This is a genomic window from Ruegeria sp. AF8 (genome assembly GCF_056541825.1).
In genome coordinates this window covers 91355-112668 of record NZ_JBQFYW010000014.1, presented here as the reverse complement: position 1 = coordinate 112668, position 21314 = coordinate 91355, and the positions used below count along the sequence as shown (strand labels likewise).

Here is a 21314-nt window from a genome sequence, read left to right as displayed (position 1 = left end):
CTCGATCTCGTCGCGCTGGCGGCCCAGTTCCGAGGTGATCGAGCCATAAAGCTCAGGATCACGATCCGACAAAGATTGGGTGAAAAATCCGGTATCACGAGTGTTGGCGTCCATGGGGGCTCCACAAGGCTTGGGGTGAATTTTGAAGATTTCCTATCGGAAACTGCCGGGTCGAAAAAGGCCGTAAAGCGACGAATTGGCCCGCGCGGGCGTCAAGTCTGGTCTATTGCGGAAAGGTATGTTTGTTTCGGAACCAAATGCGCAGCACCGGAAACCTGAAAACATGATTAAGAGAATCGCCTTTCTGGCAAGCGATGCACCGGTGGCGCAAACCGCCCGGGCGGAACTGGTTGCCCGCTATGGCAATGCCGCGCCGCGCGACGCGGATGTCATCGTCACCCTGGGCGGCGACGGTTACATGCTGCGGACGCTGCACAACACCCAGCACCTGAACGTTCCCGTATATGGCATGAACCGGGGTACCATCGGGTTTCTGATGAACGAATACAGCGAAACCGGTCTGATGGAGCGCCTCACCTCGGCTGAGGAAGAGATCATCAACCCGCTGGCGATGACGGCGATGGACCAGTCCGGCAAGCTGCACGAGGCGCTGGCGATCAACGAAGTTTCGCTGCTCAGGGCCGGTCCGCAGGCGGCACGGCTCAGGATCACGGTGGATGGGCGGTTGCGGCTGGCCGAACTGGTCTGCGACGGGGCGCTGGTGTCGACCCCTGCCGGGTCGACCGCGTATAACTATTCTGCGCATGGGCCGATCCTGCCGATCGGGTCGGATGTTCTGGCGATGACGGCCATCGCCGCGTTCCGGCCCCGCCGCTGGCGCGGCGCGTTGCTGCCCAAGACCGCGCATGTGCGGTTTGATGTGATGGAGGCCGACAAGCGCCCGGTCATGGCCGACGCGGATTCGATTTCCTTCGCCGATATCGACTGGGTCGAGATCCGTTCGGAACCGGCAATTGAACACCGCATCCTGTTCGACCCGGGGCACGGATTGGAAGAACGCTTGATCTCGGAGCAGTTCACGTAAACGTGAGGATCAGGGAAAATTTTCTCTTATGTGAACTGGATCACATGCAGCGCGCGCCATTTGGTCTAGTCTGAACTTACCCGGAGTAAACGTCCTGATGGGAGTGAGTGGCCATCGAAGTGACGTTAAGTAAATGATTGCGCAATGTTTCGCGCTGGCGGGGGCGGTTATCGCCGCGCCCGTCATCAAACTCCGGGAATATTTTAGAACGACAGGCCCCGGGGCGCAGAGTTCTGCATATTCCCCGGGGCTTATTTCTCCAGCCCAAATTGGCGCGCATCCTGATCCATGTGGGTCCAGAGCGCATCACACATGTACCCCACCCGCGCCTCGATTGCTGCGGCGGCGTCCACGGCCAAATCCTCGCGCCAGCGCCGCGCCACGATCTGAACGTTGATGGGCTGTTGCCCGCCGGGCAGATTCGCCAGCCGGCTGGGGACGCAGGCCGCCGGCAACCCCAGAAAGTTCATGGCATAGGAATAGACCGCGCATCCCAGCACTTCGTGCACGCCTTCGGCGCCTTCGGTGTCGCGGTCGGGCCTGAAGAACGGTTGTGGCAGGAACGGGGTCAGAATCAGAGGGTAGTCCTGGGTAAACAGGGACCATTGGCGCGCATAGTGGCTGCGCGCGGCCATCATCCGGACCAGTTCTGTATCCGTGAACGGCGGAAATTCCTGAAAGTAGACCTCGAATATGTCGCGAATCGTGTCCGAGCCGCAGGCGTCGATATCCGACTTCATCAACGTCCACACCTCGCCCATCAATGCGCGGTATCCATTGCGGCCGCATTCGAACACATCCGGCGGTTCGACGTCTTCGACGACATAGCCCGCATCCGCCAGCGCATCCCGCGCGGTGTCCAGCGCGGCTTCGACTTCCGGGTGCAGGTCATAGCCAAAGGTGTTCTTGGTGAAGGCCACCCTGACCGGACCGTGCAATACCTCGCCGCGCCAGGGCAGCGGAACGTGGAACGGGTCGCGCGGATCGGCCGAGATCATGGCGGGCATCGCCAGATGCAGGTCGCGGGCAGAGCGGGTGATCAGCCCCTGCACCGACATGGATTGCGCCAGTAAGCCGCGCTCGGCTTTTTGGCTGGGGTTCCAGGCGGGCACGCGGCCCAGACCGGGCTTGACGGTGACCGCGCCGTTGGCCGCCGCCGGAAAGCGCAGGCTGCCGCCGATATCGTTGCCATGGGCCAATGCGCCGATACCGGCCATCACCGCAGCGCCCGCTCCGCCCGAGGAGCCGCCGGCAGAGATATGCCTGCCCCAGGGGTTGTGGGTGCGCCCGTGCAGGGGATTATCGGTATCGGCGCGAAAGGAAAATTCGGGCGTGTTGGTGCGCCCGATCACCACCGCCCCCGCGTTTTCGAGGTTGCGCACGATGGGGGCGTCGTCGGGCGCGATGAGATCCTTCAGCGCGGGCACGCCGTTGGACGTGGCATGGCCCTTTTGGTCGACATTGATCTTGATGGTAACCGGAACGCCGTGCAGCGGCCCGGATTTTGCCCCGCCGGCGCGGGCCTTGTCGAGTTCGCGCGCCCGGTCCAGCGCCGCTTCGGCGCAGCTTTCCACCACGGCGTTCAGCGCCGGGTTCACCACGTTCATGCGATCGACGGCGGCGGAAACGGCCTGTTCGGCGGTCAGGTCGCCCGAAGCAGTGCGTTTGGCAATGTCGGTCGCATCCAGTCGCCAGAGGTCGTTTGGTGTCGTCATCTCAGGATCTCCTGCCCGCGGGTCACGGGCAGGATGACGGAAAATCCAAGCTCCGGCGAGCGAATTCGCCCCGGGTCACGCACCGTCAGGCACGTTTTCGATATCGGCAAAGGCCAGTTCATCTACGACCGCATAGGCGTCATGGGCCGCCTGCAAACTGGCCTTTGTGTCAGCCGTCCCGAAGCGAATGTGCTATGCTGATGGGGCAATATTCCGCGGAGGATGGGATGCCCCAGAACGACAGTACATTCGTTGGTAACATACCCGAAATCTATGACACCTACCTCGTTCCGCTGATCTTCGAGCATTATGCGGCCGATCTTGCCCGCCGGGTCGTCAGCGAGCCGGTCTCGGACGTGCTTGAAACCGCGGCGGGCAGCGGGGTGGTGACCCGGGCGCTGGCGCCGTTGCTGCCCGACGGCGCCCGGTTCGTCGTCACCGATCTGAACCCGCCCATGCTGGAACGCGCCGAGGCCAGGCAGGGCGAAGACGCGCGTATCACATGGCAACCGGCGGACGCGCTTGAACTGCCCTTCGAGGACCGTAGTTTCGATGCGGTGTGCTGTCAGTTCGGCGTGATGTTCTTTCCCGACCGGGTGCGGGGCTATGGCGAAGCCCGCAGGGTTCTGCGTGACGGGGGACGGTTCCTGTTCAATGTCTGGGACGGGATCGAGCACAACGAATTTGCCCGGATCGTAACCGACGTGGCCTCGACATTGCTGCCGGGCTCGCCGCCGCATTTCCTGGCCCGAACGCCGCACGGACACGGAAATCCCGAGCGTATCCGGGCGGAACTGCAATCGGCGGGATTTGCCCATGTCGACATCGACATGATCACCGCGACCAGCCGGGCCCCCGATCCGTCGCATCCTGCCATCGCCTATGTGCGGGGCACGCCGATGTATGGAGAGGTCGCGCCGCATGGCGAAGAGATGGTGCAGCGTATCGTGGATGCCGCGACCGAGGAAATCCGCGCCCGCTTTGGTGCGGGCGAGGTCGCGGCAAAGATGCAGGGCTATGTCGTCACGGCGCGCTGACCGCGCCGGTTACCGCGCGTAGCCGATGGTTTGCAGGGCCGACTTGATCTCGTCCAGGATGGCCGGGTCGTCGATGGTCGCGGGCATCTTGTACTCCGAGCCATCGGCAATCGAGACCATGGTGCCGCGCAGGATCTTGCCCGACCGGGTCTTGGGCAGCCGGTCGACGATCACCGCCTGTTTGAAAGCGGCGACCGGGCCGATCTTTTCGCGTACCAGCTTGACGACTTCCTGAACGACCTCACCATGATCGCGGGTCGCACCCGCGTTCAGGCACAGGAACCCGACGGGCATCTGGCCTTTCAACTGATCCGACACACCGATGACAGCGCATTCCGCCACGTCGGGGTGACCGGCCAGAACCTCTTCCATCCCGCCGGTGGACAGGCGGTGGCCCGCGACATTGATGACGTCGTCGGTGCGCGCCATGATGTAAAGGTATCCGTCCTCGTCGATCATCCCGGCATCGCCGGTCTCATAATAGCCGGGGAATTGCTGCAGGTAGGATTTGCGGAACCGGTCCTCGGCATTCCACAGCGTCGGCAGGGTGCCCGGAGGCAGCGGCAGTTTCACCGCAATCGCTCCCAGCTCGCCCGGTTTCATCGGGTGCCCGCCTTCATCGAGGATTTGCACGTCATAGCCCGGCATCGGCTTGGCGGGCGAGCCCAGCTTGACCGGAAGTTCCTCGATCCCAAGCGGGTTGCCAGCGATGGCCCAGCCGGTTTCGGTCTGCCACCAGTGGTCGATCACCGGCACCTTCAGCGCGTCCTGCGCCCATTCGATGGTGTCGGGGTCGGCGCGTTCACCGGCCAGATACAACGCCTTGAGGCCGGACAGGTCGTATTTCGCCAGCAACTCGCCCTTGGGGTCCTCGCGTTTGACGGCGCGGATGGCGGTGGGGGCGGTGAAGAAGCTTTTGACATTGTGCTCGGAAATCACCCGCCAGAAGGTTCCGGCGTCGGGGGTGCCGACGGGTTTGCCTTCGAACACGATGGTGGTGTTGCCATGGATCAGCGGCGCATAGCAGATATAGGAATGCCCCACGACCCAGCCCACGTCCGAGGCGGCCCAGAACACGTCGCCCGGATCGACGTTGTAGATATTCTTCATCGTCCAGTTCAGCGCCACCAGATGCCCGGCGGTCGGTCGGATGACGCCTTTCGGCGCGCCCGTCGTGCCCGAGGTATACAGGATGTAGGCCGGATCGTTGCCCGCGACCGGCACGCATTCCGCCGGTTCGACGCCATACTGGAAGCCGTGCCAGTTATAGTCGCGCCCGGGGATCAGTTGCGCCACTTCCTGTTCGCGTTGGAAGATGACGCAGAAATCGGGCTTGTGGCTGGCCATGTCGATGGCGCCGTCCAGCAGCGGTTTGTAATGGACCACGCGCCCCGGCTCCATCCCGCAGGAGGCGGCGATGATCGCCTTGGGCTTGGCGTCGTCGATGCGCACGGCAAGTTCATTGCTGGCGAATCCGCCGAACACGACCGAATGCACCGCGCCCAGACGGGCGCAGGCCAGCATTGCCTCGAGCGCCTCGGGGATCATCGGCATGTAAATAATGACCCGGTCGCCCTTTTCGATGCCCTTGTCCCGCAGCGCCCCGGCCAGCTGAGCCACACGGTTGCGCAGGTTGACGTAGGTGATGCGGCGGGTGACGCCCGATACCGGGCTGTCATGGATGATCGCGACCTGATCGCCGCGGCCATTCTCGACATGGCGGTCGACGGCGTTCCAGCAGGTATTCACTTTGGCGTCACAGAACCATTCATAGAGCGGGGCATTGTCGTCAAACAACGCTTTGGATGGGGCTTCAACCCAGTCGATGCCTTTGGCGGCTTCCATCCAGAACGCCTCGGGGTCGTTCTTCCAGCTCTCGTAAACATCCCTGTATGTCATGACGTCCTCCTCACGTTCGGCTTGCGGGATGTGTTAGGCGCGCCGGGCCATCCGGGCAAGCGACACGAATGACGGCGCGTCAGTTTATCGCAAAAAATTTGCACAAGAGCGGTTTATTGCCTGCAAATTTTTGCAAAGTCACTAAATTCACCGCCATTTTCTGGAAAAACTTCCAATTTTGCAAAACTGCAAATGATAACACTGCAAATTCCCGGATCAGAGATTCGCCGATCATCCGGATGTCCTGGCGTATCGAGGCAGGGTGTCCTGGATATTCAGCCAGGGCAAATGCTCGGAATGGAAGACATGGAATTTCGGCGCCAGATCGCCGGCATTGTCCAGTGTCGCGGTATAGAGGTGGATGTTCACCCTGTCGCGGGCGTTGCGATAGGCCATCTGAGTTCCGCAGGCGCCGCAAAACAACCGTTCTACGCCTACGGACGAATTGTAGATCCTCGGCGCGTCGCCGGACCAGTTCACCGCCCCATGCGGCAGAGCGAAAAACGCGGTGACGGGCGATGCGCAATTGCGGCGGCAATCCGAGCAATGGCAATAGCAGCTCCATGCAACCTTGCCATCGCTTTGCCAGCGCACCGCACCGCAGTGACAATGCCCTTGCATTCTGACCTCCCTGAACGGACGGCCGGAAATGCAGCCGTCTGGCCTAACCGTAATGCGCCACGGGCGTTCCGGCAATGGCCGCCATGTTCAGCAGGCCGCGCGCCGTGATCGACGGCGTCACGATATGGGCCTTGTTACCCATGCCCATCAGGATCGGGCCGACCTCGATCCCGTCGGCCTTCATCTTGAGCACGTTGCGCACGCCGCTGGCGGCATCAGCATGGGCGAAGATCAGGACATTGGCCGCCCCTTCAAAGCGCGAGTTCGGGAAAATGCGTTCGCGCAGATCCGGGTCGAGCGCGGCATCGAGGTTCATTTCGCCCTCATAGGTGAAATCGCGCGGCCTGCTGTCCAGAATCCGGATCGCGTCGCGCAGGCGCTTGCCAGACCCTTCGGCCTGATTGCCGAACTGGGACTGTGAGCAAAAGGCGATCTTTGGCTCCAACCCGAAGCGGCGCACGTGCCGTGCCGCGCCGATGGTGATTTCGGCCAATTCTTCTGGGCTGGGCCGAGTGCGTACATGGGTGTCGGCGATGAACAGGGGGCCGTCCTCGAGGATCATCAGGGACAGCGCGCCATGCGGGCGAAGGTCGCCGTCATTCAGCACCTGTTCCACATAGTTCAAATGCCAGCGATACTCTCCGAAGGTGCCGCAGATCATGCTGTCAGCCTCGCCGCGCTGCACCATGATCGCGCCGATGGCGGTAGAGTTGGTGCGCATGATCGCCTTGGCCAGATCGGGCGTGACGCCCCGGCGCTGCATGATTTGGTGGTACGAGGTCCAATAATCATAGTAGCGGGGGTCATTTTCCGGGTTCACGATCTGGAAGTCCCGGCCTGGGCGAACCGAAAGGCCGATCCGCTCGCAGCGCGCCTCGATCACCTCGGGGCGACCGATCAGGATCGGGGTTTCGGTGGTTTCTTCGAGAATCGCCTGTGCCGCGCGCAGCACCCGCTCGTCCTCGCCCTCGGCAAAGACAATCCGGCGCGATGCGGCGGCGGCGGCTTCGAACACCGGGCGCATCAGCAGGGCGGACTTGAAGACGGTCTGGTTCAGCTTTTCCTTGTAGGCCTCCAGGTCGGCGATGGGCCGCCTGGCCACGCCGCTTGCCATGGCCGCCTTGGCGACCGAAGAAGACACCACACCAACAAGGCGCGGGTCGAACGGTTTCGGGATCAGGTAGTCGGCACCGAACGTCAGTTGCTCGCCCTTGTAGGCCGCGGCGGCTTCGGCGCTGGTGGTGGCGCGGGCCATCTCGGCGATGCCGTCGACGCAGGCGATCTGCATCGCGTCGTTGATCTCGGTCGCACCCACATCCAGCGCACCCCGGAAGATGAAGGGGAAGCACAGGACGTTGTTGACCTGATTGGGAAAATCGCTGCGGCCGGTCGCGATGATCGCGTTCGGAGCCACTTCGCGCGCGGCCTGCGGCAGAATCTCGGGCGTCGGGTTGGCCAGCGCGAAGATGATCGGACGGTCGGCCATTTTCGCGACCATCTCGGGTTTCAGCACATTGGGGCCGGACAGCCCCAGAAACAGGTCCGCGCCGTCGATCACCTCGTCCAGTGTGCGCAAATCCGAAGCCTGCGCAAAATTCGCCTTTTGCGGGTTCATGTCTTCGGCGCGTCCCTCATAGACCAGCCCGTGAATATCGCACAGCCAGATATTCTCTCGCCTGACCCCCAGCTTGACCAGCATGTTGAGGCAGGCAATGCCCGCCGCGCCGCCCCCGGTCGAGACGATCTTGATATCCTCGAACGACTTGCCCGCCACGTGCAGCGCATTCTTGGCGGCCGCGCCCACGACGATGGCGGTGCCGTGCTGGTCGTCGTGAAAGACCGGAATGTTCATCCGCTCGCGGCACAGTTTTTCGACGATGAAGCAGTCGGGCGCCTTGATGTCTTCCAGGTTGATCGCGCCGAAGGTCGGCTCCAGTGCGCAGACGATATCGGCCAGCTTTTCCGGGTCGGCCTCATCAACCTCGATGTCGAAACAGTCGATGCCCGCGAATTTCTTGAACAGGACCGCCTTGCCTTCCATCACGGGTTTCGAGGCCAGCGCGCCGATATTGCCCAGCCCCAGCACCGCAGTGCCGTTCGACACCACCGCCACCAGATTGCCGCGGGCGGTATAGCGTTCGGCATTGTCGGCGCTGTCCTTGATCTCGATGCAGGCCTCGGCGACGCCGGGCGAATAGGCCCGCGACAGATCCCGGCCATTGGCCATCGGCTTGGTTGCCTTGATCTCGAGTTTTCCGGGCTTGGGGAATTCGTGATATTCAAGTGCCGCCTGGCGCTGGCTGGTGTTGTCGGACATTGGCAAATCATCTCCCTGAAGGAATTTGGTTTAATACTAAACTATCTCGGTGGGAATGACCATCGCGGTTTGTGTACATGCCGATTTTCAGGTCGCGAAATATCGCCGGTTGAATTTTCCCCGTTTTTGTCATGTGTTGTTGGCACGAAGCGAGCAGTTACCGGGTACACGAATACAGGATGACCTACCACATCAAGGCCACCAACGAGCGTCTGGCCCGGCGGCAGAACGCGGTGCAAAACACAAGGGGATTGGAATGGCCACTGGTTCTGGCCTTTGCCATCGTCGGTCTTGTGACCTTGTCGTTCTGGCCAGCAACGACTCAGGGCTTTGCGCGTGAAGGTGGCCTGATCGAGACATTTTCGGCCGTCTTGCTGCTGGTTGCCGCATTGGTCTCGGCTATCCGCCTTTCGGGGTTTGGCCGGATCTATCTGACCCTGGTTTGCTTGCTTCTTGCGGAACGAGAGCTGGACGAAGGCAGCTATGCTGCTGGCAGCCTGCTTCAAAATTTGCTTTCCGGGATTGATGTGATGTTGGATGTCACGCTGGTTCGGGTCGTTCTGGCAGTGTTCGTACTGGGGGGAGCGTTGCGTTTTGGGCCGGAACTGTTGCGTCGCGCTTGGTCAGTACGATCGCCGGTTTTGCCGGTATTTGCGGTTTCGGGGCTGGCGGCTGTTCTTGCGCAACTGGTCGAAAAATGCGGTCAGATTTACGAGGCCGGGCTTACGGCCACCGCGTCGGCGCGTTTTCTTGTGATCGAAGAAACCCTGGAGCTATACTTTTCGATTGGCCTTTTGACGGCACTCCTGATTGGATTGCGCGCACGACAAACAGCAGAGACCCCTGATGTCTGATAGCACAAGTGACGATCGTACGATCGCCGAAATTCGCCTGCCGACGAACGAATTGCGCGAGGACATTCCCTTTTTTACCAGGGTGCTGGGGATGCGGATGGACATGATATATCCGGCGGACGATCCCCGTATCGCGGTGTTTTCGGGTCACGGCCTGCGGGTGAGGGTTGAAAAGGGGGCAGACGAGCCGCCCGGAACGATCCGTATCCTGACGGAATATCCGGATGACTTTGCCGGTGGCCAGCGCTGCCTCGAAGCGCCGAACGGAACCCGGATCGAGATCGGAGAGCGCAACCCGCCGCTGGTCATGCCGGACACGGTGCATTCGTTTGTGGTGCGTCGCCTCAAGGATCAGGCCCCGTGGATCATCGGGCGGGCGGGGATGCATTATCGCGATCTGGTCCCCTCGCGCCTTGGCGGTTCGATCATCGCCAGCCATATCCGCATTCCGGACGGTGGCCCGGTGCCCGACATGGTGCATTTCCACAAGGTCGGCTTTCAGCTGATCTTCTGTATCCACGGCTGGGTGGATGTGGTCTATGAGGATCAGGGCGACAGGATGCGTCTGACCGCCGGCGACTGTTTCATCCAGCCACCCGAGATCCGCCACCGCGTGCTTGAGGCCAGCGACAACGTGCAGGTGATCGAGATCGGCGTCCCGGCTGAGCATGTCACCGAGATTGACCATGACATGGCCTTGCCGACGCCGCATTATCGGCCCGAGCGGGAATGGCAGGGGCAGAGATTCGTCTATAATCAGGCCAGGGACGCGGAATGGGGTCCCTCCCGGTTGCCCGGATACATCTGCCGCGACACCACGATTGCCGAAAATACCAAAGGTGTGGCCGGGGTGCAGGTGATGCGCCGGGGCGAGGGCGATCCGCAATGGGCCGCGCATGATACCGATATCCATTTCACCTTCGTCATGAATGGTGAGGTCACGCTTGAAGGCGAAGGGCGCGAGCCTTACCGGCTTGAGCAGGGCGACGCCTTTGTCATACCGCCACGCATGCGTACCCGGCTGAGCGATCCGTCGAGCGATGTCGAGCTGCTTGAGGTGACGTTGCCGGGCAGTTTCAACACGGTGCTGGGATAGGCGGAAACAAGCTGCCGAAATCCGGTTCCGGGGGCTTCAAATCGCCGGGCGAATTCCATTAGGGTGGGCTATTCTGACCGGATGATCAAAAAATGGGGAATCGCCATGTCGCTCAAGGATGCCGCATTGAAGGTTCGTGAAAACGCGCACGCGCCCTATTCGAATTTCAAGGTGGGGGCAGCGATCAGGGGGGCTTCGGGAACCATCTATGCAGGGTGCAACGTTGAAAACGTATCCTATCCCGAAGGCACCTGTGCCGAGGCCGGGGCGATTGCCGCCATGGTGGCCGCCGGAGAGACCGAACTGACCGAGGTCTTTGTCGTCGCCGAATGCCGTGAACCGGTAACGCCCTGCGGCGGGTGCCGTCAAAAACTGGCTGAATTCGGAAGCGGAGAAGTTGTCGTAACCATGGCCACCGTGGCGGGGGCGGAACAACGGATGACAATTTCGCAACTTTTGCCCGGAGCTTTCGACACCTCGCATATCGCGGGACGCTAGAGCGATGGATGCCCGTTCGATCATCGCCAAGCTGCGGCGTCATCAGGTGCCCTCGGCCGAGGAACTGGCCTGGTTTGCCCAAGGGCTGGCCGATGGCGGCGTCAGCGACGCGCAGGCCGGGGCCTTTGCCATGGCCGTCTGCATGGGCGGGCTGGGGGCCGACGGGCGCGCCGCGCTGACGCTGGCGATGCGCGACAGCGGCGAAGTGTTGCGCTGGGATCTTGAGGGCCCGGTGATCGACAAGCATTCAACCGGCGGTGTGGGCGATTGCGTCAGCTTGATTCTGGCCCCGGCGCTGGCCGAATGCGGGGCCTATGTGCCGATGATTTCCGGGCGTGGTCTGGGTCACACGGGTGGCACACTGGACAAGCTTGAGGCTATTCCTGGCGTTACCACGCAAATTGGAAACGAACGCCTGACGCAGATCCTGAAGGACACCGGCGCGGCGATTGTCGGCGCGACGGGCAGCATCGCCCCCGCCGACAGGCGCCTTTACGCGATCCGCGACGTCACCGCGACGGTCGAAAGTCTGGATCTGATCACTGCCTCGATCCTGTCCAAGAAACTTGCCGCCGGACCGGATGCGTTGGTGCTGGACGTCAAGGTAGGCAGCGGCGCGTTCATGAAGACCATCGATGAGGCCCGGAACCTGGCAACGGCGCTGACCGAAACCGCCAACGCGGCGGGATGCAGGACATCCGCCGTGATCACCGACATGAACCAGCCGCTGGCCCCGGCGCTGGGCAACGCGCTGGAAGTGGCCGAGGTGATGAAAGTTCTGACCGCAAAGGCCGACGGGCCTCTGGCCGAAATCTCGGCGGTTCTGGGTGGTGTCGTTCTGTCGGATGCCGGGCTTGCCGCCGACGCCGCGCAGGGGCAGGCGATGGTCATGGACGTGATTGGGGATGGCCGCGCCGCCGAGCGGTTCGGACGGATGATGGCGGCAGTCGGAGGGCCGGTGCATTTCGTCGACAACTGGGCCCGTTTTCTGCCCGAAGCGACCGTCATCCAGGAAGTAACGGCCGAAGAAAGCGGATATGTCACCGGGATCGACGGCGAGGCACTGGGGCTGGCCGTCGTGGCGCTGGGTGGCGGCCGGCAGGTGGAAAGCGACGTCATCGATCCGGCGGTCGGTATTTCCGATATTCTGCGTCTTGGCGACAAGGTGTCGAAAGGCGCGCCGCTGGCGGTGGTTCACGCCGCGCGCGAGGATGCGGCACGACAGGCGGTGGCGGCGGTGCGCAAGGCAATCCGGATCGGCCCGCAGCCCACCCAATTGGCCGAACTCGTTCACGAAAGGATCAGCCGGTGAGCCGCGCCTTTCTAGTGGTGATGGATTCGGTGGGGATCGGTGGCGCACCGGATGCCGACAGGTTCTTCAACGGCAATTTGCCCGATACCGGGGCCAATACGGTGGCCCATATCGCGCAGGCCTGTGCCGATGACCGCGCGGAAGTGGGTCGTTCCGGCCCGCTTGACCTGCCCAATCTCGATGCGCTCGGTCTGGGGGCTGCGACACGGCTGGCCTCGGGTGCGGCGACACCGGGGCTGGATATGACGCCCACCGGCCTGTGGGGCTGCGCGCGCGAACACAGTATCGGCAAGGATACGCCGTCGGGCCATTGGGAACTGGCCGGTCTGCCGGTGCCGTGGGACTGGCATTATTTTCCCGACGCACATCCGGCCTTTCCCGATGCCCTGAGCCGCGCCGCCGCAGACGCAGCGGGGACCGGGGGCATTCTTGGCAACTGCCACGCCCCCGGCACCGCGATCATCGACCGGTTGGGGGCGGAGCATATGCGCACCGGCTGGCCGATCTGCTATACCTCGGCCGACAGCGTGTTCCAGATCGCCGCGCATGAGGAAACCTTTGGGCTGGGGCGGCTCTATGATCTGTGCAGGGCGCTGGCCCCGCGTCTGCACGAAATGAAAGTGGGCCGTGTCATCGCGCGGCCTTTTGTCGGCTCAGCCGAAACCGGGTTCACCCGCACGACCAACCGCAAGGATTTCGCTATCGTGCCGCCCGCGCCGGTGCTGACCAACTGGGTGCAGGATGCAGGCCGCCGGGTGCACGCGATCGGCAAGATCGGCGACATCTTTTCGATGCAGGGGATCGACACGCTGAGCAAGGGCACCGATGCCGAACTGATGGGTCACCTGTCACGGCTGGTGGACGAGGCCGAGACGGGCAGCCTGACCTTCGCCAATTTCGTCGAGTTCGACAGCCTCTATGGCCACCGCCGCGACATTCCGGGCTATGCGCGCGCGCTGGAGTGGTTCGATGCCGAAATCGGCTCGATCCTGACCAAACTGCACCCCGGCGACATGCTGGTGCTGACCGCAGATCACGGCAATGACCCGTCCTGGAGCGGCACCGATCACACCCGCGAACAGGTGCCGGTGCTGGTGGCCGGGTGTGGTGCAGGCGAAATCGGACAGGTGAACTATGCCGATGTTGCGGCCAGCGTCGCGGCGCATCTCGGCATCCCGTCGCATGGACCCGGGAGGAGCTTTCTGTGAGCGTTGCCGACCTGCCCAAGATCGAGTTGCACCTGCATCACGAAGGCGCCGCGCCGCCTGTTTTCATCCGCCAGCTGGCATTTGAAAAGAAGATCGATCTGAGCGGGATCTTCAAACCGGACGGGTCATATGACTTCCGCGATTTCAACCATTTCCTGCGGATATACGAAGCCGCGTGCGAGGTGCTGAAAACGCCCGAGGATTTTCGCCGCCTGACGCTTGCCATCCTTGAACAGAGCGCCGGGAACGGGGTGGTCTATTCCGAGACCTTTCTCAGCCCCGATTTCTGCGGTGGCGGCGATGTACCAGCGTGGCGCGACTATCTGGATGCGATCCGGGATGCCGCCGACGAGGCCGAGCGCAGGCTGGGCATCACCCTGCGCGGGGTCGTGACCTGCGTTCGCCATTTCGGCCCCGACAAGGCCAGGCGCGCCGCCATCTGCGCCGCCGAAACTGCTGGCGACTGGATCACCGGCTTTGGTATGGGCGGCGACGAGAGCGTGGGGCAGCAGGGCGATTTCGCCTGGGCCTTTGACTGCGCCCGCGAGGCGGGGCTGCGCCTGACCACCCATGCCGGTGAATTCGGCGGGCCGGACAGCGTGCGCGCGGCAGTGCGCGACCTGCGCGTCGAACGGATCGGTCATGGCGTACGCGCCGTCGAAGACCCCGATCTGATGCACGAACTGGCCGACCGTGGGATCACGCTGGAAGTATGCCCGGGATCGAACGTGGCGCTGGGCCTGTACAAGGATTTCGCGGCGCATCCCATTGCGCGGCTGCGCGACGCCGGGGTCGGGGTCACGGTTTCGACCGACGATCCGCCGTTTTTCCATACCACCCTGCGCCGCGAATATGAGAAGCTGCACAAGGCATTCGGCTGGGGGGCGGAAGATTTCGCCGCGCTCAACGAAACTGCTTTGAACGCGGCCTTTTGCGATGAAGACACCCGTGCGCGGGTCAGAAAAAGACTGGAGACAACATGAGCGAACATCTGACAATCGTCGATCACCCCCTGGTGCAGCACAAACTGTCGCTCATGCGGGACAAGGGCACGTCGACCGCCGGATTCCGGCAGCTTCTGCGCGAGATCACGCAGTTGCTGGCGTACGAGATCACCCGCGAGATGCCGCTGACCACGCGCAGCATCGAAACGCCGCTTGAGGAAATGGATGCCCCGATCCTCGCGGGCAAGAAGCTGGCGCTGGTATCGATCCTGCGGGCAGGCAACGGCATGCTGGACGGGGTGCTGGAACTGATCCCCTCGGCGCGCGTTGGATTTGTCGGGCTTTACCGCGACGAGGAGACGCTGCAGCCGGTGCAATATTACTTCAAGGTGCCCGAGGGGATGCAGGATCGTCTGGTGATCGTGGTCGACCCGATGCTGGCAACCGGCAACAGCTCGGCCGCCGCGGTCAAGCTGTTGAAAGAGGCGGGCGCGAACAATATCCGCTTTCTCTGCCTGCTGGCCGCGCCCGAGGGCGTTGCCCGGATGAAAGAGGCGCATCCCGATGTGCCGATCGTCACCGCCTCGGTGGACCGGCAACTCAATTCCAAGGGTTATATCATGCCGGGGCTGGGCGATGCCGGGGACCGGATGTTCGGCACGAAATAGGAAAGTTGAAGTCGAATGTGGGGGATGGCCCCTGATGGGGCCACCATCTGTCGCGAACGGCGCTTGGCGCCACAGAAAGCCGGGTTTTCAGACACTTTCGTAGGTCGGCAAAGAGCCCCTTAGTGACAGCTAGTGGGTGCAAAGTACGGTTTTCCCAACTTGAATCAGAAACATACTGAACTCAGCATAGGCTTATGAGAAGAGCCATTCTTTGGATAATTGGCATTGTCATTGGCGTGCCAATTTTGGTTGTTGCGCTCGGTGCATTCATGCTTTTTGTGTTTTATCCGGCCAAGCACGCTTTGAATGTTCATCGAATGGATGCGAAGAACGAGCGGGTTTGGGAGGAAGGTATTGCCCGTGTTGTGACTGTGGAGGCCGAACTTCGCACAACGAGTGGCGTTGAGAAGCTAGAGTCGGACATAATTTGCTATCAAGGTCACTTTGCACGGCCATGGACATTAAAAAATGGTGCACCAAGGACTGGAAGAACGCCGACAAGTGTCGGGTTCGAGAGCCTAGAAGCGGATTTTCCAACTGGCGCTACCCTGTACATAGATTTGTACCAGCTTTGCGTTGAGGCATTCCGAACAGACACCGACGACATGCCGTTAAAGCTTGATGGTAGCGATATGTTCGTCGTTGCTCCCAAACTTAAGCTGTATTGCTCCTTTAGACTGCCCAATCGGCTAAGCGAAAAGTTCTTTCAAACTGACGCTGCATGGGTGAGTTATCCTAGAATTGTGAACATTGATGAACGTTCGCTCAAATCCACAACGACAATTTCTGATATGGGTTCATCGGAAGTTCCCTTGATTGGCTCCAGGTTCGCGCGTCGATGGGGGTTGGATTTCCATCGAAGTAACTGGAGCTCTGATAAACGGTGCTGGACCGATAGGATAGGACAATGCGACGAAGCCATGACCCACTATTGCGGATCTAGCCCAAGATAGAATAGCCAAAGGTTGAACGTCGGTTTTGTCCGCAATAACCGCCATTCGCAACAAGTCCAAATTGGGGTGCCTGGATCGTCGCGGATCATCCGAACGAGAAACCGCGTTGCCTGCGATCCGGGCGCAGCGAACTTCCTATCCGCCACAGATGTTCTGCAGCAGCACCCACTCGCGGTCGGGCAGAACCTGTTCCACGGTGCGGCCCGCCATCGGGTCGGCCTCAATCAGGCCCAGAACGGTTTCGCCGGTGACGTCAAGGGCATAGGCATAGGAGGTCGAGGGCAGGGCCGCCTGACCGAACACGGCCAGCAGATCTTCGTCGGCGATGTCGGGGCGCGGCTCGGCCAGAATCTGCTCGCCATAGCGGTCGAGGGTCTCGGGCGTCAGTTCGCCGGTGGTCAGCAACCTAAAGGCCGCCACCGCGCCGGCGCGGTCCAGCAGCTCGGCCAGGGGGGGCGTCTGCGCGGCGCGTGCGCGTTCGGCCAGAACAAAACCCGCCGCCACCGCCGGATCTTCGTAATCCTCGATCAGGGCACGGTTGAGCACGACGAGTCGGCCCGGCAGGATCAGGCTTGCCGCCACGCCGCCGGGCAGCACCGCAATTCTGCGCATGCCGGTCCTTTGCGCCAGCCGGTCCAGAACCGGGCGCGCATCCTCGGATGTGCAGGCGCGTCCCGAAACCCGCTCGATATGGCGCAGGATGGTTTCACCGATATCCTGCCGCTTGATGTCCGGCACCACCGCCACGACATGGCGCTGCAATGCGCCGGGCAGCCAGAACATCAGTAGGGCCAGAACGGCCGCGGCGACGCCGGCCACGCTGAACCAACGCAGGCGGCCCGGATGCGGGCGCGCACGGTCGATGGCGCGTTGCAACCGGTCGATGGCCTCGATCATCGTGGTTTCGGAGTCGGGCAGTTCCAGCGTCTCGCCGGGGTCGCCATCCGGGTTGTAGATCGCCGGGTATTCACCCGGATTCTGTCGCTCCAGCGCGGCCAGCGACCAGTGGGTCAGGGCGGTGTCTCTGAAATCCGAAATTGTCAGCGTCGCCTCGCCGATCGAGACCAGAACCTCGCGCCGCTGCTCCTCGGGCGAGGGTCGCCACAGACCGGTGGCCTCGATCCGCTCATACTGTTTCAGCGCCGTCATTCGGATTGGATCTGCTCGTCCTTGTTTTTCGCAATCCTAGCACGGGAAAATCGGACACGGCAAACGGCTAGAGGGTTTGGTGACCAATTTTACCGCCAGGTCAAAAACCGGCATCACGTGTCGCAGAGAATTCAGCGCATCACCTGCCCGGCGGTTAGAGAAAGGAAATGCAGACGGAACTCAGAACCGCGCCGGTGGCAGCTTCGATATTGATGGTCGCCGCCATGGCGATCATCGGCGTGATCGACAATTTCGTCGTGCGTGTGGCCGAAACCATCGGTCTGTGGCAGTTCCATTTCGTTCGTGCGCTGGTGATGCTGCCGCTGATCGGCGGCCTGTCGTTGCTGGGGCTGGGGCACATGCGACCGATCCGCCCGGGTGTGGTCGCTTTGCGCAGTTTCCTGATGGCGCTGGCCATGCTGTTTTATTTCAGTGCGCTGGCCTTCATGCCTATCGCGCAGGCGCTGGCGGGGCTTTTCACCTCGCCGATCTTCGTTTTGCTGATCTCGGCCCTCGGGATGGGGCAAAGGATCGGTCCTTGGCGCATTCTGGCGGTTCTGACCGGGTTCGCGGGCATTCTTTTTGTGTTGCAACCTGATCCGGGCGCCTTTGATTTCATGGTTCTGGTCCCGGTTGCGGGCGGATTGTTCTATGCCATGTCCGTCATCGTCACGCGCAGCTATTGCGCAGGCGAAAGCACGGTCGTGCTTTTGGGCGGTCTGGCGTTGGCGCTTGGTGGCGCGGGCGCGCTGGGCCTGCTCGGCTTCACCATCTTCCCGGTCGACCCCGAAACCGGCCCTGCCGGTTTCGTGACGCGGGGATGGGTCTGGCCGATGACCGAGGCGATACCGTGGGTGCTTGTCCAGGCGTGCGGGGCATCCGTGGCGGTGTTCATGCTGATCAAGGCCTACCAACTGGGCGAGCCGTCCTATGTGGCGGTGTTCGAGTACTCGATCATGATCTTCGGCCCCCTGTTCGCCTGGGTCGCGTTCGGTCAGACGCTCGGGGCCTATCAGATCGTCGGTGTCGCGCTGATCGCCACTGCGGGAATCATCATCGCGCTGCGCTCGGGTTGAGGGTTCAGCTTGCAGGCAAATCCGGATAGCGTGGCCGCATGATCATCTCGACCGGCCGTTCCTATGTTTTTGTCCACATTCCAAAAACCGGGGGAACCTCGTTGGCGCTGGCGTTGGAAAACCGGGCAATGAAGGATGACATACTTCTGGGTGACACCCCCAAGGCGCAAAAGCGCCGCAAGCGCGTGCAGGGCGTGCAAAGCCGGGGGCGGCTGTGGAAACACTCCACGCTGGCCGATATCGACGGGCTGGTGACGCCCGAGGTTCTGAACGGCCTTTTCACCTTTACCCTGGTGCGTAACCCGTGGGACCGGATCGTCAGCTATTACCATTGGCTGCGGGTGCAATCCTTTGACCATCCGGCAGTGTCGCTGGCGCGGGAACTGGAATTCGAGCCCTTCGTGCAGCACCCGCACACGCTGGCCGCGTTCCGTGGCAGCCCGGCGCGGTCATATATGCGGCGCGCCGACGGGGTGGAGCAGTGCGCAGCCTATATCCGGCTGGAGCATTTCGCGCAGGATGCCGAACCGCTGATCCGGCATCTGGGGTTCGCCATCGGGATGCCGCACCTGAACCGCTCGGAGCGCGACACCGACTATCGCCGGTATTATTCACCTGCCTCGGTCGATGCGATTGCGCAGGCGTGCGGCGAGGATATCGAACGCTTCGGTTACCGGTTCGAGTGACCGGCGCGCCCGGACGCGCGCCGGTCCGGTGTCTCAGGCCGCTTTTGCGTCAGGGTCGAACCGGTGATAGAAGCTTTGCCCCTTTTCCGCCATTTCGCGCAGTAGCGGCGGACAGGCGAAACGATCCCCGTATTTCTCGGCCAACTGGTCGCAACGCTCGGCGGCGTAGGGCGTTCCAATGATGTCGAGCCAGCTGAGCGGCCCGCCCGACCAGGGCGCGAAACCCCAGCCCAGAATGGCGCCAACATCGCCTTCGCGGATGTCTTCCAGCACGCCTTCCTCCAGCGCGCGCACCGCTTCCAGAACCTGCGAGAACATCAGGCGCTCCTGAACCTCGATCAGGTCGGGCTGATCCTCGGCCAGCGGGTATTTCTCAGCCATGCCCTTCCAGTATCCGACGCGCTTGCCTTTGTCGTCATACTCGAAAAAGCCCGCATTCGCCTTGCGGCCCAGACGGCCCTGTTCCTCCATCCAGAAGATCAGATCGTCGCCGGGGTTTTCAGGATAGGCATCGCCCATCGCCGCCCTGGTCGCCCGCGCGATCTTGGCTCCCAGATCGATCGAGGTTTCATCGTTCAGCTGGATTGGCCCGACCGGGAAACCCAATTGCCGCGCCGCGTTGTCGATCAGTGGCGTCGCCACACCTTCGGTGATCATCCGCAACCCCTCGTTGATATAGGGGATGATGCAGCGGTTGGCGTAGAAAAAACGCGCATCGTTTACCACGATGGGGGTTTTTCTGATCTGGCGCACATAATCCAGTGCCTTGGCCACCGCGCGGTCTCCGGTTTCGCGCCCTTTGATGATCTCGACCAGGAACATCTTTTCGACCGGCGAGAAGAAGTGGATGCCGATGAACTGTTCGGGGCGCACGGAGGCTTTGGCCAGACCGGTGATCGGCAGGGTCGACGTGTTGGAGGCAAAGATGCAGTCCTCGGAAATGATCGCCTCGACCTTTTGGGTCATCTCGGCCTTGACCTTGGGGTCTTCGAACACCGCCTCGATGATCAGGTCACAGCCTTTCAGTGCGTCCAGATCGGGGGTGGCGTTGATCAGGCCCAGAATCGCCTCTTTCTTTTCGGGCGTCGCCTTGCCGCGCTTGATGCCCTTGTCCAGATAAGCCTCGGTATAGGCCTTGCCCTTGTCGGCGGCTTCCTGGTCGCGGTCGATCAGAACCACCTCCATCCCGGCCTGCGCGCTGACCAGCGCGATGCCTGCGCCCATCATGCCCGCGCCCAGAACGCCGACTTTCTTCACGGACTGGTCCGGCACGCCCTGCGGGCGTACGGCGCCCTTCTCCAGCGCTTCCTTGTTCAGGAACAGCGACCGGATCATCGCCGAAGAGGACGGGTTCATCAGGATCGAGGTGAAGTGCCGCGCCTCGATCCGCAACGCGGTGTCGAAATCAACCAGCGCGCCTTCGTAGATCGCGCTCAGCAGCGCCTTGGCCGCCGGGAAGGCGCCTTGGGTCTTGCCGTTCACCATCGCGGATGCGCCGACAAATGTCATGAAACCCGCCGGATGATAGGGCGCGCCGCCCGGCATCTTGTAGCCTTTGGCATCCCACGGCTTGACCAGTTCGGCATCCTTGGCATTCAGCACCCATTCCTTGGCCGCGGCGACCGGATCGTCCGCCACCGCGTCGATCAGCTGTGCGCCCCTGGCCTTGGCCGGGTCCAGCATCTTGCCCTCCAACAGCACCGGAGCCGCTGCCATAGCACCGACCATACGGCTGAACCGGGTGGTGCCGCCGCCGCCGGGGAACAGGCCGACCATGATTTCCGGCAGACCGATCTTGGCTTTGGGGTTCGAGGTCATGACGCGGTAATGACAAGCCAGAGCGATCTCGGTGCCGATACCCGCACAGGTGCCGTTGATGGCGCAGGCCACCGGCTTGCCGCCCTTTTTGGTCTTGGGGTCCATGCCCGCCAGTTCCAGCCTGCGCAAGATACGGTGACCGCCCATCACGAAATCGAACAGCGCCTGTGCCGGTTCGTCGCCTGCCTCCTGCCGGATGGTGGCCAGCGTGCCCAGGTCCATCCCCCCGGCAAAGGAACCTTCTTTGCCACTGGTGATGACGATGCCCCTGACCGCATCATCGGTCAGCGCCTGATCGACCAGCGCGCTGACCTGTTCAAAGGCCTCGCGAGTCATCACGTTCATGGATTTGCCCTGAGCGTCCCAGGTGATGACGGCGACACCGTCCGCGTCGGTGGTCAGTGTGAAATCAGTCATT

18 protein-coding genes are annotated in these 21314 nt (G+C 62.2%); 12 read left to right on the top strand and 6 right to left on the bottom strand.

What is annotated here, in order from left to right; translation table 11 throughout:
* Nucleotides 1–283: 283 nt before the first annotated feature.
* Nucleotides 284–1045, top strand: a complete 762-nt coding sequence (locus ACR0AO_RS18945) for an NAD kinase (protein WP_480607027.1) — start codon at nucleotides 284–286, stop codon at nucleotides 1043–1045.
* Between the two features lie 251 nt (nucleotides 1046–1296).
* On the opposite strand, the gene ACR0AO_RS18940 is transcribed toward ACR0AO_RS18945, so the two are convergent.
* Nucleotides 1297–2760: an amidase family protein gene (locus ACR0AO_RS18940; RefSeq protein WP_480607024.1), complete on the bottom strand. Its 1464-nt coding sequence runs from the start codon at nucleotides 2758–2760 to the stop codon at nucleotides 1297–1299.
* 227 nt (nucleotides 2761–2987) lie between these two features.
* Between ACR0AO_RS18940 and ACR0AO_RS18935 the strand changes: the two genes are divergently transcribed.
* Complete coding sequence (locus ACR0AO_RS18935; protein ID WP_480607021.1) at nucleotides 2988–3797, top strand: class I SAM-dependent methyltransferase; 810 nt, start codon at nucleotides 2988–2990, stop codon at nucleotides 3795–3797.
* Between the two features lie 9 nt (nucleotides 3798–3806).
* Here ACR0AO_RS18935 and prpE read toward each other — a convergent pair whose 3' ends face one another.
* From prpE to ACR0AO_RS18920, 3 genes are all read right to left on the bottom strand, one after another.
* Entirely contained in the window at nucleotides 3807–5696 is a 1890-nt protein-coding gene (prpE, locus tag ACR0AO_RS18930; RefSeq protein ID WP_480607018.1) for a propionate-CoA ligase PrpE, read from the bottom strand.
* Nucleotides 5697–5927: 231 nt separating this feature from the next.
* Complete coding sequence (locus ACR0AO_RS18925; protein WP_480607015.1) at nucleotides 5928–6317, bottom strand: GFA family protein; 390 nt, start codon at nucleotides 6315–6317, stop codon at nucleotides 5928–5930.
* A gap of 43 nt (nucleotides 6318–6360) precedes the next feature.
* Complete coding sequence (locus ACR0AO_RS18920; protein ID WP_480607012.1) at nucleotides 6361–8634, bottom strand: NADP-dependent malic enzyme; 2274 nt, start codon at nucleotides 8632–8634, stop codon at nucleotides 6361–6363.
* 179 nt (nucleotides 8635–8813) lie between these two features.
* Here ACR0AO_RS18920 and ACR0AO_RS18915 point away from each other — a divergent pair, with 179 nt between their 5' ends.
* The 8 genes from ACR0AO_RS18915 to ACR0AO_RS18880 all read left to right on the top strand — a co-directional run bounded on the left by ACR0AO_RS18915 (nucleotide 8814) and on the right by ACR0AO_RS18880 (nucleotide 16167).
* Nucleotides 8814–9488 (top strand): hypothetical protein, encoded by a 675-nt coding sequence (locus ACR0AO_RS18915; RefSeq protein WP_480607010.1) that lies wholly within the window; start codon nucleotides 8814–8816, stop codon nucleotides 9486–9488.
* Nucleotides 9481–10584 carry a cupin domain-containing protein gene (locus ACR0AO_RS18910; RefSeq protein WP_480607007.1) on the top strand — a complete coding sequence of 368 codons (1104 nt, stop codon included), beginning with the start codon at nucleotides 9481–9483 and terminating at the stop codon, nucleotides 10582–10584. Before ACR0AO_RS18915 ends, ACR0AO_RS18910 begins: the two co-directional genes overlap by 8 nt.
* A gap of 81 nt (nucleotides 10585–10665) precedes the next feature.
* Entirely contained in the window at nucleotides 10666–11082 is a 417-nt protein-coding gene (locus tag ACR0AO_RS18905) for a cytidine deaminase (RefSeq protein ID WP_480607005.1), read from the top strand.
* Nucleotides 11083–11086: 4 nt separating this feature from the next.
* Complete coding sequence (locus ACR0AO_RS18900) at nucleotides 11087–12394, top strand: thymidine phosphorylase (RefSeq protein ID WP_480607002.1); 1308 nt, start codon at nucleotides 11087–11089, stop codon at nucleotides 12392–12394.
* Nucleotides 12391–13602, top strand: a complete 1212-nt coding sequence (locus ACR0AO_RS18895) for a phosphopentomutase (protein ID WP_480606999.1) — start codon at nucleotides 12391–12393, stop codon at nucleotides 13600–13602. Before ACR0AO_RS18900 ends, ACR0AO_RS18895 begins: the two co-directional genes overlap by 4 nt.
* Nucleotides 13599–14585, top strand: coding sequence for an adenosine deaminase (locus ACR0AO_RS18890; protein WP_480606996.1), 987 nt, complete (start codon nucleotides 13599–13601; stop codon nucleotides 14583–14585). The genes ACR0AO_RS18895 and ACR0AO_RS18890 overlap by 4 nt, the downstream gene beginning before the upstream one ends.
* On the top strand, nucleotides 14582–15214 hold the full coding sequence (gene upp, locus ACR0AO_RS18885) for a uracil phosphoribosyltransferase (protein WP_480606992.1): 633 nt from the start codon (nucleotides 14582–14584) through the stop codon (nucleotides 15212–15214). Before ACR0AO_RS18890 ends, upp begins: the two co-directional genes overlap by 4 nt.
* 194 nt (nucleotides 15215–15408) lie before the next feature.
* A complete protein-coding gene (locus ACR0AO_RS18880; RefSeq protein WP_480606990.1) occupies nucleotides 15409–16167 on the top strand; it encodes a hypothetical protein in 759 nt (252 codons plus the stop codon).
* 135 nt (nucleotides 16168–16302) lie between these two features.
* Here the strand turns inward: ACR0AO_RS18880 and ACR0AO_RS18875 are convergent, their stop codons facing one another.
* Nucleotides 16303–17316, bottom strand: a complete 1014-nt coding sequence (locus ACR0AO_RS18875) for a hypothetical protein (protein ID WP_480606987.1) — start codon at nucleotides 17314–17316, stop codon at nucleotides 16303–16305.
* A gap of 167 nt (nucleotides 17317–17483) precedes the next feature.
* On the opposite strand from ACR0AO_RS18875, the gene ACR0AO_RS18870 reads away from it, so the two are divergent.
* Complete coding sequence (locus tag ACR0AO_RS18870; protein ID WP_480606985.1) at nucleotides 17484–18392, top strand: DMT family transporter; 909 nt, start codon at nucleotides 17484–17486, stop codon at nucleotides 18390–18392.
* A gap of 38 nt (nucleotides 18393–18430) precedes the next feature.
* Nucleotides 18431–19078, top strand: a complete 648-nt coding sequence (locus tag ACR0AO_RS18865; protein WP_480606983.1) for a sulfotransferase family 2 domain-containing protein — start codon at nucleotides 18431–18433, stop codon at nucleotides 19076–19078.
* Nucleotides 19079–19111: 33 nt separating this feature from the next.
* Here ACR0AO_RS18865 and ACR0AO_RS18860 read toward each other — a convergent pair whose 3' ends face one another.
* Nucleotides 19112–21313: a 3-hydroxyacyl-CoA dehydrogenase NAD-binding domain-containing protein gene (locus ACR0AO_RS18860; protein ID WP_480606980.1), complete on the bottom strand. Its 2202-nt coding sequence runs from the start codon at nucleotides 21311–21313 to the stop codon at nucleotides 19112–19114.
* Nucleotide 21314 lies beyond the last annotated feature (1 nt).